We start from the raw sequence: 15212 nt of genomic DNA, 5'->3' as shown, positions 1-15212 counted from the left end.
CGCGTCTTCGCGCTGGAGATCCGGGCATCCATCATCTTCGTGAGGAGTCTCTTGAAGATGGATCACCGGGTCAAGCCCGGTGATGACGAGTCAGGCCCCGACCGCCTTCTTGCGCCAGGCCAGATGCACCGCGCAGTTGCAGCCGGGCGGATGCGAGGCCAAATCCTTGGAGCTCACGTCGTTGGCGGGGGCGAACGGCGCGGTCTTCTCCGCGCGATGCGGTTCCTGCGAGGGAATATAGTTCAGCACCGGCGCCAGCCAGCGCTCGGTCTCGGTCACGCTCATGCCCTTGCGGGCGGCGTAGTCTTCGACCTGGTCGCGCTCGATCTTGCCGACGCCGAAATAGAAGCTCTCGGGATGCGAGAAGTACAGCCCCGACACCGACGAGCCCGGCCACATCGCAAAGCTCTCGGTCAGCTTCACGCCGGCGGTGTTCTCGGCGTCGAGAAGACGAAACAGCGTCGCCTTCTCGGTGTGATCGGGCTGGGCGGGATAGCCGGGCGCCGGCCGGATGCCGGCATATTGTTCGAGGATCAGTTGATCCGGCGTCGCGGTCTCGTCCGGTGCGTAGCCCCAGAACTCGCGTCGCACCCGCGCATGCAACCGCTCGGCGAAGGCTTCGGCGAGGCGGTCGGCCAGCGCCTTGCACAGGATCGAGGAGTAATCATCATTGGCGTTCCTGAAGCGGTCGGCGACCACGTCCTCGCCGATCCCGGCGGTGACGACGAAGGCGCCGATATAATCGGGCACGCCGGACGTTGCCGGCGCGATGAAGTCCGACAGCGCGGCGTTGAAACGGCCTTCGCGCTTCTCGAGTTGCTGGCGCAGCGTATGGAAGGTGGCGATCTGCTGCTTGCGGCTATCGTCGGCATAGACCGCGATGTCGTCGCCATCCGCATTGGCCGGCCAGAAGCCGATGGTGGCGCGCGCGGTGAACCATTTCTCCTTGACGATGAGGTCGAGCATCTTGCGCGCATCGTCGTAGAGCGAGCGCGCGACTTCGCCGATCTTGGGATCGTCGAGAATGGCAGGGAAGCGCCCGGTCAGTTCCCAGGTCTGGAAGAACGGCGTCCAGTCGATGTATTCGGCCAATTCAGCCAGGTCGTAGGCGTCAAAACCCTTGATGCCGAAAAATTTTGGCTTGGTCGGCGGCGCCTTGGCGAAGTCGATCGCGACCTTGTTGGCGCGCGCTGTGCCAAGCTTGAGCCGCTTCTTGTCGGCTTGCGCCCGGAAATGCGCCGCGGAAATCTTGGCGTATTCGGCGCGGATATCGGCGGCAAAGGCGTCGCTCCGCTCGGCCGACAGCAGCGACGAGGCGACGCCGACCGCGCGGCTGGCGTCGTTGACATGCACAACCGGACCGCCCTTGTAGTTCGGGTCGATCTTCACCGCGGTGTGGACGCGGCTGGTGGTGGCGCCGCCGATCAACAGCGGCATCTTCATGCCCTGCCGTTGCATTTCGCCGGCGAGGAAACTCATCTCGTCGAGCGAGGGCGTGATCAGGCCGGACAGCCCGATGATGTCGGCGCCCTCGGCCCTGGCGGTCTCGATGATCTTCGCGGCAGGCACCATGACGCCGAGGTCGATGACCTCGAAATTGTTACATTGCAGCACGATGCCGACGATGTTCTTACCGATATCGTGGACGTCGCCCTTGACGGTCGCGAGCACGATCTTGCCGGCGGTGCTGCGGCCGTCGCCGGTGATGCCGTTGGCGAGGTTGCGCGCCTTCTCCTCTTCCATGAACGGCATCAGATAGGCCACCGCCTGCTTCATCACGCGGGCCGACTTCACCACCTGCGGCAGGAACATCTTGCCGTCGCCAAAGAGGTCGCCGACGATGTTCATGCCGGCCATCAGCGGGCCTTCGATCACATTCAGCGGACGCTCGACCGTCAGCCGCGCGGCTTCGGTATCCGCCTCGATATATTCGGTGATGCCGTGCACCAGCGCGTGGCTCAATCGCTTCTCGACCGGCCATTCGCGCCAGGCCAGGTCCTGCTCCCTGGTCTGCTTCTCCTTGCCGCGGAATTTCTCCGCCAGCGCCAGCAGCCGCTCGGACGCGCCGGGGTCGCGGTTGAGGATGACGTCCTCGCAGGTCTGGCGCAGTTCGGGGTCGATGTCGTCATAGACGATCATCTGCCCGGCATTGACGATGCCCATGTCCATGCCGGCATGAATCGCGTGATACAGGAACACCGAATGCATGGCCTCGCGCACCGGCTCGTTGCCGCGGAACGAGAAGGAAAGATTAGAGACGCCGCCGGAAATATGCGCGCCCGGCAGATTCTGGCGGATCCAGCGCGTCGCCTCGATGAAGTCGACGCCGTAATTGTTGTGTTCCTCGAGCCCGGTCGCGATCGCAAAGATATTCGGATCGAAGATGATGTCCTCGGGCGGAAAGTCGAGCTCGCCGACCAGGATGTCGTAGGCGCGCTTGCAGATTTCGGTCTTGCGCGCGAACGTGTCGGCCTGGCCGGCCTCGTCGAACGCCATCACCACCACGGCGGCGCCATGGCGGCGCGCGATGCGGGCCTCGTGGATGAATTTCTCCACGCCCTCCTTCATCGAGATCGAGTTCACCACCGGCTTGCCCTGCACGCATTTCAGGCCGGCCTCGATCACGGCGAATTTGGAGGAATCCACCATCACGGGGACGCGGGCGATGTCGGGCTCGGCGGCGACGAGATTGAGGAACGTCACCATCGCGGCTTCGGAATCCAGCAAGCCCTCGTCCATGTTGACGTCGATGATCTGCGCGCCGTTCTCGACCTGGTCGCGCGCCACCGCCAGTGCGGCGGTGTAGTCACCGGCGGTGATCAGCTTGCGGAATTTCGCCGATCCGGTGACGTTGGTGCGCTCGCCGATATTGACGAAGGGGATCGCGGGCGTCAGTTCGAACGGCTCCAGCCCCGACAGCCGCAGCCGCGGCTCGATCGCAGGCACAACGCGCGGTCTGTGCGGGGCGACGGCGGCGGCAATCGCCGCGATATGGTCCGGCGTGGTGCCGCAGCAGCCGCCGACGATGTTGACGAGGCCGTCACGGGCGAACTCGCCGATCAGCCGCGCCATGTATTCCGGGGTTTCGTCGTACTGACCGAATTCATTGGGCAGTCCGGCGTTCGGATAGGCACATACCAGCGTGTCGGCGACGCGGCCGATATCGGCGATGTGAGCACGCAGATCTTCGGCGCCGAGTGCGCAGTTGAAGCCGATGGTGGCCGGTCGGGCGTGCCGCACCGAGTTCCAGAACGCTTCCGGCAATTGCCCCGACAGCAGGCGGCCGGATTTGTCAGTGATGGTGCCGGAGATCATCACGGGCACGTCGATGCCGCGCGCTTCGGTGATCTCGGCGATGGCGTAGAGCGCCGCCTTGGCGTTCAGCGTGTCGAAGATGGTTTCGACCAGCAGCAAATCAGCGCCGCCGTCGAGGAGGCCGTTGATCTGCTCGCCATAGGCCTTGCGCAGGTCGTCGAAGGTGACGGCGCGATAGCCGGGGTTGGACACGTCGGGCGAGATCGAGGCGGTGCGGTTGGTCGGGCCCAGTGCGCCGGCGACGAAGCGCTGTTTGCCGTCCTCGGCGGCGACGCGCTCGGCCGCGGCGCGCGCGAGCCTGGCGCCGTCACGGTTGAGTTCGTAGGCCAGGTCCGACATGTCGTAGTCGGCCTGCGCGATCGAGGTCGAGGAGAAGGTGTTGGTGGCGACGATGTCGGCCCCGGCGCGCAGGTATGCGGCGTGGATGTTCTCGATCGCCTTCGGCTGCGTCAGGATCAGCAGATCGTTGTTGCCGCGCACGTCGCGGTGGAAGTCCGCGAAGCGCGCGCCGCGAAACGCGGCCTCGTCGTATTGCAGGCCCTGGATCATCGTGCCCATGGCGCCGTCGAGCACCAGAATACGTTCACGGGCGGCGGCGAGCAGGGCGGTTCGCTTGGGCGAAATCGGAGCGGTCATCGGATCAGGCAGCCTTCTGTGCGCCATGGGGGCGAATGCCCAGGAGATGGCTGATCGCAAACACGAGGTCCGCGCGGTTCATGGTGTAGAAATGAAAGGTATCGACGCCGTGCTTGGCGAGCTTCTGCACCTGCCCGGCCGCGACGGTGGCGGCGACCAGCTTGCGGGTTTCGGCGTCGTCGTCGAGGCCCTCGAACTTGTCCGCGAGCCACTCCGGCACGGTCGTCCCGGCGCGGGTCACGAAGCCGCGCGCCTGCTTGAAATTGTGCATCGGCATGATGCCCGGCACGACCGGAATATCGATGCCGCGGGCGCGGACGCGGTCGAGGTAGCGGAAGTAAAGGTCGTTGTCGAAGAACACCTGGGTGATGGCACGGGTGGCGCCGGCCTCGACCTTGGCCTTGAGCGTGTCGATGTCGGCGTCGAAGGTCGGGCTCTCCGGATGCTTCTCCGGATAGGCCGACACCGAGATTTCGATATCGGGATAACGCTTCTTGATGCCGGCGATGAGTTCGGGCGAGGTCTGATAGCCGTCGGGATGCGCGTGATAGGCGGTGCCGATGCCGGTCGAGGGATCGCCGCGCAGCGCGACGATGTGGCGGACGCCGACCTCGTGATAGCGCGCCACCACGTCGTCGATCTCGCTCTTGGGCGCGCCGACGCAGGTCAGGTGCGCCGCCGGCGTCAGGCGGGTCTCTTTCAGGATGCGGGCAATGGTCGAATGGGTACGCTCACGCGTCGAGCCGCCGGCGCCATAGGTCACCGACACGAAGTTGGGGGCGAGCGGCGCCAGCCGGTTGACGGTCTCCCACAGGCTCTTCTCCATCTCCTCGGTTTTCGGCGGGAAGAACTCGAAGGAGATTTTGGGCGAATGGAGTTCGCGCGGCCCGTCCGATGCGGGAGAGGGTACCTCGGTCATGGCAGTCGCGGAGCTCCACAGAATTGGGCCACCATCTGGCCTAGCGGCTATCAGCTAAAATAAGCCAAACGAGACGCTCAAAACAGCCCATCAGGCATGGGAAATTGCCCAATGGATACGAAATATATGCTAAATATGCTTCATATATTCGCATAGTGGGCAAGCGTAATTCAAGATGGATATCTAGTGTAATATATAGCTATTTCAATGTATTAATACGATTTATACGCTTGGTTCTGCTGTACAAACGGGTGTTGGGCAATTTCGGATTGTGTTGGTCTTATTATATTGCAGCCCACTTGCGGTGGCCGCCAGAGGCTTCGTGCGCCCGGGTGCGCGGGCCTGATCTGCACAGCCAAGCCCTTTGTGGCCGGCCATTGCCGCACTAGCTTAGCGCCATGATCCCGCTTTCCGTTCTCGACCTTTCCGTCGTCACCACCGGCACCCGACCTGCTGCGGCCCTGCGCAACAGCATCGACCTGGCGCGCCATGTCGATGCTCTCGGCTATGTCCGCTACTGGCTCGCCGAGCATCATAACCTGGCTTCGGTGGCGAGCCCCGCGCCCGACCTGATGATCGGGCAGATCGCGGCGGTGACGAAAAACATCCGCGTCGGCTCCGGCGGCGTGATGCTGCCCAACCACGCGCCGCTGGTGGTGGCCGAACGCTTCAAGATGCTGGAGGCGCTGTTTCCCGGCCGCATCGATCTCGGCCTCGGCCGCGCGCCCGGCACCGATGGCGCGACCGCGCATGCTTTGCGCAGCCGGCTCGATCGCCGCGAGGGCGACGATTTTCTCGAGCGGCTGCAGGAATTGATCCTGTGGGAGACCCGCGGATTCCCGCCCGGCCATCCCTACAACAATGTGGTGGCGATGCCGGACGATTCGCCGCTGCCGCCGATCTGGCTGCTCGGCTCGTCCGACTACAGTTCGGAGCTTGCCGCGCAGGTCGGCATGGGCTTCGCCTTTGCGCATCATTTCGCGTCCTATGACGCGGTCGCGGCGATGACCAACTATCATGCGCATTTCAAGCCGGCCGGAGGCTGGCGCGCGACGCCGCACGGCATTCTGGCGGTCGCCGCCGTTGCTGCGGAGACCGACGCGGAAGCCGAAAAACTGGCATCCTCGATGGACCTCAACCGCCTGCGCCGCGACCGCGGAGAGTTTCTGCCGCTGCCCAGCGTCGAAGAGGCGCTGGCCTATCCCTACACGGACGCCGAGCGCGCCTCGATCGCGCGCAACCGCTCGCGGCTGTTCGTCGGCAGTCCTGCCACCATCCTGTCGAAGCTGCAGCCGACGCTGGACGCCGCGAAGCCCGATGAGCTGATGATCATCACCGCGGTCTACGACCACGACGCGCGCAAGAAGTCGTACAGCCTGCTGGCGGACGCGTTCGGGCTGGGCAAGCAGGCGGCGGCGTAGGTTTGCGGGCGTCGGAAGTAGCGCATCTGACTCACCGTCATTCCGGGGCGATGCGAAGCATCGAACCCGGAATCTCGAGATTCCGGGTTCACGCTACGCATGCCCCGGAATGACAGCCGTTGAATCAATCCCCGTTGCCGCTGAAGGTCAGGCGGAAGGGCTGCGCGGGATAGACGCCGACGATGCGGAATTCGCGCGAGAAAAACTTCAGTTCCTCCAGCGCAAAAGCGAGACCCTTGTCGTCGGGATGTCCGTCGACATCGGCATAGAATTGCGTCGCGAAAAATTCGCCGTCGACCATGTAGCTCTCGAGCTTGGTCATGTTGACGCCATTGGTGGCGAAGCCACCGAGCGCCTTGTAGAGCGCAGCCGGCAGGTTGCGGACCCGGAAAACAAAAGAGGTAACGAGCGGCCCCGAGCCCTGCGCGGCCCACTTCTCGTCGCGCGCCAGCACCACGAAGCGGGTGGTGTTGTGGGTTTCGTCCTCGACGTCCTCGGCCAGGATATCGAGGCCGTAGATCTCGGATGCGAGTCGTGAGGCGATCGACGCGCAGGATTTGTCGCCGCGTTCGGCGACGATGCGCGCGCTTCCGGCGGTATCGCCCGACACGATCGGCTTGATGCCGAGCTTGCGGATGATGCGGCGGCACTGGCCGAGCGCGTGGACGTGGCTCTCGACGGTCTTGATGTCGGCCAGTTTGGTGCCGCGCGGCGCCATCAGCTGGTGATGGATCGGCAAAAACCATTCGCCGACGATGAACAGGCCGGACTGCGGCAACAGATGATGGATGTCGGCGACGCGGCCGGCGACCGAATTTTCGATCGGGATCATGCCGAGATCGGCCTCGCCCGAGGCGATCGCGGCCAGCGCGTCCTCGAAGGTCGGGCAGGGCAACGGCTCGGCGTCGGGATAGGCCTCGACGATGGCGATATGGGAGTTCGCGCCAGGCTCGCCCTGGAATGCGATTTTCAGCTTCTTGGTCATGGGGCGCCTTGTAACAGCGGTTCAGGCTTTGGCTAGAGCGTTTTCGAGCGAAGTGGATGCCGGTTCACGTTAAGAAAACGCGTCAAAACAAAAGGATAAAGCGCCGTTCAATCAGAACGGGGCTTTAGTATGCGACGGGCGGTTTCGAGATCGGCCGGGGTGTCGACGCCGCGCGGGACGGTGTCGACGATCATGACGTCGATCCGCATGCCGGCCTCCAGCGCCCGAAGCTGCTCCAGCTTCTCCTGCCGCTCCAGCGGCGAGGGCGGCAGCGTCACGAACCGCTCCAGCGCGGCCCGCCGATAGGCATAAAGGCCGATGTGGTGGTAGCGCGGCCCGTCGCCGGTCGGCGCCGTCGCCCGCGTAAAATAAAGCGCACGCAACCGCCGCGGGCCAATCGGCGAGCCGACCGCCTTCACCACGTTCGGGTTGGTGGCCTCTTCGTCGGTGTGGATCTGGGCCGCAAGCGTCGCGATATCGACCGCAGGGTCGGCCAGCGGCGGCAGCACGTCTCGGATATTGCCGGGCGAAATGGTCGGAAAATCGCCCTGCAGATTGACCACGATCTCGATCTTCCCGCCGGGATCGAGCTGTTGCAGGGCCTCAAAGATCCGGTCCGAGCCGGAGGGGTGGTCGGGGCGGGTCATGACCACCTCGCCGCCATGGGTTCTCACCGCGGCCGCGATCTCGGGCGTGTCGGTGGCGACCGCGACCCGGCCGATCTCTGCCTCTTCCGCCCGCCGCAACACGTGGACGATCATCGGCATGCCGCCGATATCCAGCAGCGGCTTGCCCGGCAGACGGGTCGCCGCCATGCGGGCGGGAATCAGCACCAGAGTGCGAGGGTCGGTCATCGGTACGCAGTCAGAGGCGGCCTCGAAAACAGGCCGGAAATAATGGGGATTGGCGGAAAGTCGGGGCGTTTATACGGGTTGCCAGAGCCCGGGCAAACCGATATCTCAACCCTGCTGAGGGTGCAGCGCGAAAGCCTGATTCCTGATGCTATTCCGCGGCCGTTCTGCCGGCCTTACGTCGACCTTCAGGGCTGGAGCCTGATCCGCAATGGACTCCTTCGAACTCAATAAGATCATCGGTGCCCTCCTTGGTACCTGCATCCTGCTTCTGGTGACGAGCTTTGGCGCCGGCGCGATTTTCTCGCCCAAGATGCCGGAAAAGCCGGGCTTCGAGATCGCCGTGAAGGAAGAGGCCCACGAAGGTGGCGCCAAGGAAGCGGCTGCGCCGTCGGAGCCGATCGAAAAGCTGCTGCAGACCGCTTCCGTCGAGAAGGGTGCTGCCGCCGCCAAGAAGTGCGCCGCCTGCCACACCTTCGAAAAGGGTGGCCCGAACCGCGTCGGTCCGAACCTGTTCGGCACCGTCGGCGAGAAGAAGGGCGAGGGCAAGGGTGGCTTCAACTTCTCAGCGGCCATGAAGGGCAAGGGCGGCGAGTGGACGTTCGAAGACCTCAACAAGTTCATCGCCAATCCGAAGGGCTTCGTTCCCGGTACCGCCATGGGCTTTGCCGGTATCCCGAAGGACAGCGAGCGTGCCGACGTGATCGCTTATCTGGCCACCCTGGCCGACAAGCCGGTTCCGCTTCCGACCGCGGCGAAATAACATTTCGGCAGTCCGGCATGGACTTGCAGGCGACAGCACGGCCAGGCATTGCCTGGCCGTTTTTCGTAAACGGATCGCATTGTCGTTATCGGGACGTTTCGCCGCACCGTTGTGGCTTGTGGGCTATTATCATGAGGAAAAAGCAACGTAATTTGTCGAACCCTTGCCTTATATTGAGCGCTGGTTAGCGTCGGGGCCGTAAACAGGAACTCCTCATTTGGCGATTACCCGACGACATCTTCTGCAGGGCGGCGCTGTCGCCGCGACGGTCCCGGCCCTGGGACTCACCCCGTATCTAGGCGGGATCACGCCAGCGCAAGCGCAGGCCGCACCGGACGGGCTCAAATGGCGGCACGCGCTCGCCACCTTTGGCGACATCAAATACCCGGCCGGCTTCAAGCGCTTCGACTACGTCAACCCGGACGCACCGAAGGGCGGCCTCATCCGCCAGCTCGAAATCGGCACCTTCGACAATTTCAATATTGTGATCGCCGGACTTAAGGGATCGATCGCCAGCGGCGTCGGGCTGCTGTTCGAGTCGCTGACCAGCCAGTCGCTCGACGAGGTGTCGACCGCCTATGGCGTGCTGGCGGAAGTGGCGGCCCATCCCGACGACTTCTCCTATGTGATCTACCGGTTGCGCCCGAATGCGCGCTGGCACGACGGCAAGCCGGTGACGCCGGCCGACGTGATCTTCTCGTTCAACGCGCTGAAGACCCACAGCCCGATGTACAGCTCCTACTACCGTCACATCACCGGTTGCGAACAGATCGGCGAGCGCGATGTGAAATTCATCTTCGACGGGCCCGGCAACCGCGAACTGCCGGTGATCGCGGGCGAAGTGACGGTGTTTCCCAAGCACTGGTGGGAAGGAACGGATTCGCAGGGCCGCAAGCGGGATATCGCCGCGACCACGCTGGAGCCCCCGTTGGGATCGGGGCCCTATCGCATCAAGGAATTCGTCGCCGGCCGCTCGGTGCTGCTGGAGCGTGTTCCGGACTATTGGGGCAAAGACATTCCCCAAGGCGTCGGCCAGCATAATTTCGATCAGATCCGCTACGAATTCTTCCGCGACAGCACCGTCGGGCGCGAAGCCTTCAAGGCCGATCAGCTCGACTGGATCGCGGAGCTCAGCGCCAAGGAATGGTCGGTGGCCTACGATTTCCCCGCCGTGCGCGAGGGCCGCGTGATCAAGGAGAAGTTTCCGGTCCTGAGCTCCGGGCGGATGCAGGGATGGGCGTTCAACCTTCGCCGTCCGCTGTTCAAGGATGCGCGGCTGCGTCGCGCCTTCAATTACGCGTTCGATTTCGAGGAAATGAACCGGCAGCTTTCGACCGGGGAATACACCCGTGACAACAGCTATTTCGAAGGCACCGAGCTTGCCTCCCGCGGCGTTCCCGAGGGCCTCGAATTGCAGATCCTCGAAACCGTGCGGGACAAGGTGCCGCCGGAAGTATTCACCACGGCCTACACCAATCCGGTGAACGGCAATCCCGAAGCGGTCCGCGCCAATCTGCGCGAGGCGACGCGCCTGCTCAAGGAAGCCGGATTTGAAATCCGCGACCGCAAGCTGGTCGATCCGGCCGGGCAGCCGGTCAGCGTCGAGATTCTGAATCCCGATCCGGGCATGGAGCGGATGACGCTGTTCTACAAGCCGTCGCTGGAGCGTCTCGGCATCAACGTCAACGTCCGCACCGTCGACGATGTCCAGTATCAGAACCGGATTCGCAGCTTCGACTTCGATATCACCACGGTGGTGTGGGCGCAGTCGCTGTCGCCGGGCAACGAACAGCGCGAATATTTCGGCTCGGAGGCAGCCGACCGTCCCGGAAGCCGCAACCTGCCGGGGATCAAGAATCCGGCGGTCGATGCGTTGATCGAACGGATCATCTTCGCCAAGAACCGCGCCGAGCTGGTCGCGGCCTCCAGGGCGATGGACCGGGTGTTGCTCTGGAACTTCTATCTCGTTCCGCAATTCCTCTATGGCTTCCAGCGTTATGCGCGCTGGGACCGCTTCAGCCACCCCGATCCCCTGCCGAAATACGGCGTTTCCGGATTCCCGACGGTGTGGTGGTTCGACGCCGAAAAAGCAGCCAGGATCGGAAGGCGCAGTTGAAGGAATCGTCCATGGCGCTGTTCAATCGCCGGCACGTGCTCGGCCTCGGCGTCGGCGCGCTGAGCGCTGTGCAGCTCGGGCCGCTCGCTTACGCCGAAGGCGGCGCCGAAACGCACGGGCTGTCGGTGTTCGGCGATCTGAAATATCCGGCCGACTTCCACCATTTCGACTACGTCAATCCGGTGGCGCCGAAGGGCGGGGCGTTCTCCCTGATCCCGTCGGTGCGCGCCTACAATCAATCGTTTCAGACCTTCAATTCGTTCAACGCCTACATCCTCAAGGGCGAGGGCGCCCAGGGCATGGACATGACCTTTGCGTCGCTGATGGTGCGGGCCAACGACGAGCCCGATGCGATGTATGGTCTGGCGGCGAAGTCGGTGCGGATCTCGCCTGACAAGCTGACCTACCGCTTCTCGATGCGGCCCGAGGCCCGGTTTCACGACGGCTCGAAGCTGACCGCCCATGATGTCGCCTTCTCGATCAACACGCTGAAGGAAAAAGGCCACCCGCTGATTCTGGTGCAGTTGCGCGATCTGGTGAAGGCCGAGGCGCTCGACGATGCGACGGTGGCCGTAATGTTCGCGCCGAACCGGGCGCGCGACGTGCCGCTCTACGTGGCGGGCCTGCCGATCTTCTCGAAAGCCTATTACGCGACGCGCCCGTTCGACGAATCGACGCTCGAGGCGCCGCTCGGCTCCGGGCCCTACAAGGTCGGCCGATACGAGGCCAACCGCTACGTCGAATACGACCGGGTCAAGGACTGGTGGGCGGCCGATCTTCCGGTCTGCCGCGGCAACTTCAATTTCGATACCGTGCGCTACGAGTTCTATCGCGACCGCGACGTGGCGTTCGAAGGCTTTTCCGGCAAGAGCTATCTTTACCGCGAAGAGTTCACCGCGCGCATCTGGGCCACGCGTTACGATTTTCCGGCAGTCAAGGACGGCCGCGTCAAGCGCGAGACGTTGCCGGACGAAACGCCGTCCGGCGGCCAGGGCTGGTTCTTCAATACCCGTCGCGACAAGCTCAAGGACCCCAGGGTGCGCGAGGCGGTCAACTACGCGTTCGACTTCGAATGGACCAACAAGACCGTGATGTACGGCGCCTATGCGCGCACCTGCTCGCCGTTCCAGAATTCGGACATGGTGGCGACCGGGCTGCCGTCGCCGGAAGAGTTGAAGCTGCTCGAGCCGTTCCGCGGGAAGGTGCCGGACGAGGTGTTCGGTCAGCCGTTCGTGCCGCCGGTGTCCGACGGCTCCGGACAGGACCGCGCGCTGCTGCGCAAGGCGCAGCAATTGCTGCACGAAGCCGGACTTCCCGTAAAGGACGGCAAGCGGGTGCTGCCGAACGGCGAGGTTTTCACGATCGAATTCCTGCTCGATGAGGTGTCGTTCCAGCCGCATCACGCGACTTTCATCAAAAATCTCGGCCAGCTCGGCATTGATGCCGCGATCCGGATGATCGACGCCGTTCAATACCGCGCCCGCGTCGAGTCGTTCGATTTCGACATCACGACCCAGCGCCTGAGCATGTCGGCGACGCCGGGCGACAGCCTACGGCCGTATTTTACGTCGCAGGCGGCTGCCACCAAGGGATCGTACAATTTGGCCGGAGTAGCCAATCCGGCGATCGACGCTCTGGTCGACAAAGCCATCAGCGCCGAAACGCGGAACGACCTGACCAACGCCTGCCGCGCGCTCGACCGGGTGTTTCGCGCCGGCCGCTACTGGGTGCCGCAGTGGTACCGCTCGACGCACCCGGTGGCGTATTGGGACCTGTTCGCGCATCCGCCGAAGCCGGCACGCTACGCGCAAGGCACCGGCGCGCCCGACAACTGGTGGGCCGATCCCGCCAAGGCCGGCAAGTCAGAGCAGGCGAAGTAATTCATGGCCTCCTATATCGCCCGCCGCATTCTGCTGATGGTCCCGACGCTGTTGGGGATCCTTCTGGTCTCGTTCATCGTCGTGCAGTTCGCACCGGGCGGACCGGTGGAGCGCGTGCTGGCGCAGCTTTCCGGCGCCGACACCGGCGGCACCTCCCGGATTTCGGGATCTTCCGGCGGCGACATCGTCGCGCGTGGCCAGGTCGGCGCGGCCGCGGACGCGGTCAGTTCGAAATATCGCGGCGCGCAGGGGCTCGATCCGGACTTCATCAAGAAGCTGGAAACGCAGTTCGGCTTCGACAAGCCGGCGCCGGAGCGTTTCGCCCTGATGCTGTGGAACTTCGCCCGCTTCGATTTCGGCAAGAGCTATTTCCGCGACGTCAGCGTGCTCCAGCTCATCAAGGAGAAGCTGCCGGTTTCGATGTCGCTCGGGATCTGGATGACGCTCTTGACCTATCTGATCTCGATTCCGCTCGGCATCCGCAAGGCGGTGCAGGACGGCTCGCGGTTCGATACCTGGACCTCGGCCATCATCATCGTCGGCTTTGCTATACCGGGCTTCCTGTTCGCGATCCTGCTGATCATTCTGTTCGCCGGCGGCTCGTTCTTCAACATCTTCCCATTGCGCGGCCTGACCTCGGACGGCTGGGCGCAATTCCCGTGGTACTGGAAGATCATCGACTATTTCTGGCATATCACGCTGCCGCTGATCTCGATGGCGCTGGGCGCTTTCGCCACCATGACGCTGCTGACCAAGAACTCGTTCCTCGACGAAATCCGCAAGCAGTATGTGATGACGGCGCGGGCCAAGGGCTGCAGCGAGCGGCAGGTGCTGTACAATCACGTCTTCCGAAACGCGATGCTGATCGTGATCGCGGGTTTTCCCGGCGCGTTCATTCACGCCTTCTTCTCCGGCTCGCTTTTGATCGAAACTATCTTCTCGCTCGACGGCCTCGGCCTGCTCGGGTTTGAGAGCGTGCTGAACCGCGACTACCCGGTGGTGTTCGGCACGCTGTTCATCTTTTCGCTGGTCGGTCTCGTGGTCAATCTGGTCTCCGATCTCGCTTATATGTGGATCGATCCACGGATCGATTTCGAGGCGCGCGAGGTCTGATGACGGTCATTGCGCCCCAGCCGATTGAGACCACGACGCAAGCGCCGCTCGGCGAGGCGGTGCCGATCACGCGCAGCCGGTTCGCGCCGTCGCCGCTCAACCGCCGTCGCTGGCAGAACTTCAAGGCGAACCGCCGCGGCTACTGGTCGTTCTGGATCTTCCTGGTCCTGTTCGTGGTCTCGCTGTTTGCCGAATTGATCGCCAACGACCGGCCGTTCCTGATCAAGTATGACGGCCATCTCTACTGGCCGGCCTTCGTCAGCTATTCCGAGACCACGTTTGGAGGCGACTTCGAGACCGCCGCGGATTATCGCGATCCCTATCTGCAGAAGCAGATCGCCGACAAGGGCGGCACCATCTTCTGGCCGCTGATCCGCTATTCCTACGACACCCATAACCTCGATCTGCCGACGCCGGCGCCGTCGAAGCCGACCTGGATGCTGACCGAACAGCAGTGCAGCGAAGTGGTGCAGAAGAAGCATCTCAGCGGCTGCCGCGATCTCGAATATAACTGGCTCGGCACTGACGATCAGGGCCGCGACGTGGTGGCACGCCTAATCTACGGTTTCCGTATCTCGGTATTGTTCGGCCTGACGCTGACCATCGTCTCCTCGATCATCGGCATCGCCGCTGGCGGGGTGCAGGGTTATTTCGGCGGCTGGATCGATCTCGGCTTCCAGCGCTTCATCGAAATCTGGAACGCGATTCCGTCGCTCTATCTGCTGTTGATCATCTCGGCGGTGCTGCCGCCGGGCTTCTTCATCCTGCTCGGCATTCTCCTGCTGTTCTCCTGGGTATCGCTGGTGGGGCTGGTGCGCGCCGAATTCCTGCGCGGGAGAAACTTCGAATATATCCAGGCGGCGCGCGCGCTCGGCGTCTCCAATGCCACCATCATGTTCCGCCATCTGCTGCCGAATGCGATGGTGGCGACCATGACGTTTCTGCCGTTTATCGTGTCGTCCTCGGTGATGACGCTGACGGCGCTGGATTTCCTCGGCTTCGGCCTGCCGCCCGGCTCGCCGTCGCTGGGCGAATTGCTGTCGCAGGCCAAAGCCAACGTGCAGGCGCCGTGGCTCGGCTTCACCGGCTTTTTCTCGGTCGCGATCATGCTGTCGCTGCTGATCTTCATCGGCGAAGCCGCGCGCGACGCCTTCGATCCGCGCAAGACGTTCCGGTAAAATCGTGGTATATCTTGGTTGCCGAGAGGTGAGGT

General features: G+C 63.5%; 10 protein-coding genes. 6 read left to right on the top strand and 4 right to left on the bottom strand.

Annotated features, from left to right (window positions below):
* Positions 1-90: 90 nt before the first annotated feature.
* Both metH and metF read right to left on the bottom strand, forming a co-directional pair.
* The gene (gene metH / locus FFI89_RS30575) at positions 91-3951 is read right to left on the bottom strand and encodes a methionine synthase (RefSeq protein ID WP_138831203.1); all 3861 of its coding nucleotides are present in this window, start codon (positions 3949-3951) and stop codon (positions 91-93) included.
* A gap of 4 nt (positions 3952-3955) precedes the next feature.
* The gene (gene metF, locus FFI89_RS30570; RefSeq protein WP_138831202.1) at positions 3956-4870 is read right to left on the bottom strand and encodes a methylenetetrahydrofolate reductase [NAD(P)H]; all 915 of its coding nucleotides are present in this window, start codon (positions 4868-4870) and stop codon (positions 3956-3958) included.
* Positions 4871-5268: 398 nt separating this feature from the next.
* On the opposite strand from metF, the gene FFI89_RS30565 reads away from it, so the two are divergent.
* Positions 5269-6291 (top strand): LLM class flavin-dependent oxidoreductase, encoded by a 1023-nt coding sequence (locus FFI89_RS30565; protein WP_138831201.1) that lies wholly within the window; start codon positions 5269-5271, stop codon positions 6289-6291.
* 124 nt (positions 6292-6415) lie between these two features.
* Here FFI89_RS30565 and FFI89_RS30560 read toward each other — a convergent pair whose 3' ends face one another.
* Both FFI89_RS30560 and FFI89_RS30555 read right to left on the bottom strand, forming a co-directional pair.
* Positions 6416-7276 carry a prephenate dehydratase gene (locus tag FFI89_RS30560; protein ID WP_138831200.1) on the bottom strand — a complete coding sequence of 287 codons (861 nt, stop codon included), beginning with the start codon at positions 7274-7276 and terminating at the stop codon, positions 6416-6418.
* A gap of 107 nt (positions 7277-7383) precedes the next feature.
* A complete protein-coding gene (locus tag FFI89_RS30555; RefSeq protein ID WP_144642459.1) occupies positions 7384-8130 on the bottom strand; it encodes a 3-deoxy-manno-octulosonate cytidylyltransferase in 747 nt (248 codons plus the stop codon).
* Between the two features lie 208 nt (positions 8131-8338).
* Between FFI89_RS30555 and FFI89_RS30550 the strand changes: the two genes are divergently transcribed.
* From FFI89_RS30550 to FFI89_RS30530, 5 genes are all read left to right on the top strand, one after another.
* Positions 8339-8890: a cytochrome c family protein gene (locus FFI89_RS30550; RefSeq protein WP_138831198.1), complete on the top strand. Its 552-nt coding sequence runs from the start codon at positions 8339-8341 to the stop codon at positions 8888-8890.
* 217 nt (positions 8891-9107) lie between these two features.
* Complete coding sequence (locus tag FFI89_RS30545; protein WP_138831197.1) at positions 9108-11006, top strand: extracellular solute-binding protein; 1899 nt, start codon at positions 9108-9110, stop codon at positions 11004-11006.
* Positions 11007-11017: 11 nt separating this feature from the next.
* Complete coding sequence (locus FFI89_RS30540) at positions 11018-12886, top strand: extracellular solute-binding protein (protein ID WP_138831196.1); 1869 nt, start codon at positions 11018-11020, stop codon at positions 12884-12886.
* A gap of 3 nt (positions 12887-12889) precedes the next feature.
* Positions 12890-13999: a microcin C ABC transporter permease YejB gene (locus FFI89_RS30535; protein WP_138831195.1), complete on the top strand. Its 1110-nt coding sequence runs from the start codon at positions 12890-12892 to the stop codon at positions 13997-13999.
* Positions 13999-15177 (top strand): ABC transporter permease, encoded by a 1179-nt coding sequence (locus FFI89_RS30530; RefSeq protein ID WP_138831194.1) that lies wholly within the window; start codon positions 13999-14001, stop codon positions 15175-15177. The genes FFI89_RS30535 and FFI89_RS30530 overlap by 1 nt, the downstream gene beginning before the upstream one ends.
* Positions 15178-15212 lie beyond the last annotated feature (35 nt).

It is taken from the genome of Bradyrhizobium sp. KBS0727 (genome assembly GCF_005937885.2).
Classification (GTDB): Bacteria; Pseudomonadota; Alphaproteobacteria; order Rhizobiales; family Xanthobacteraceae; genus Bradyrhizobium.
This window is presented reverse-complemented; position numbering and strand designations above follow the sequence as displayed.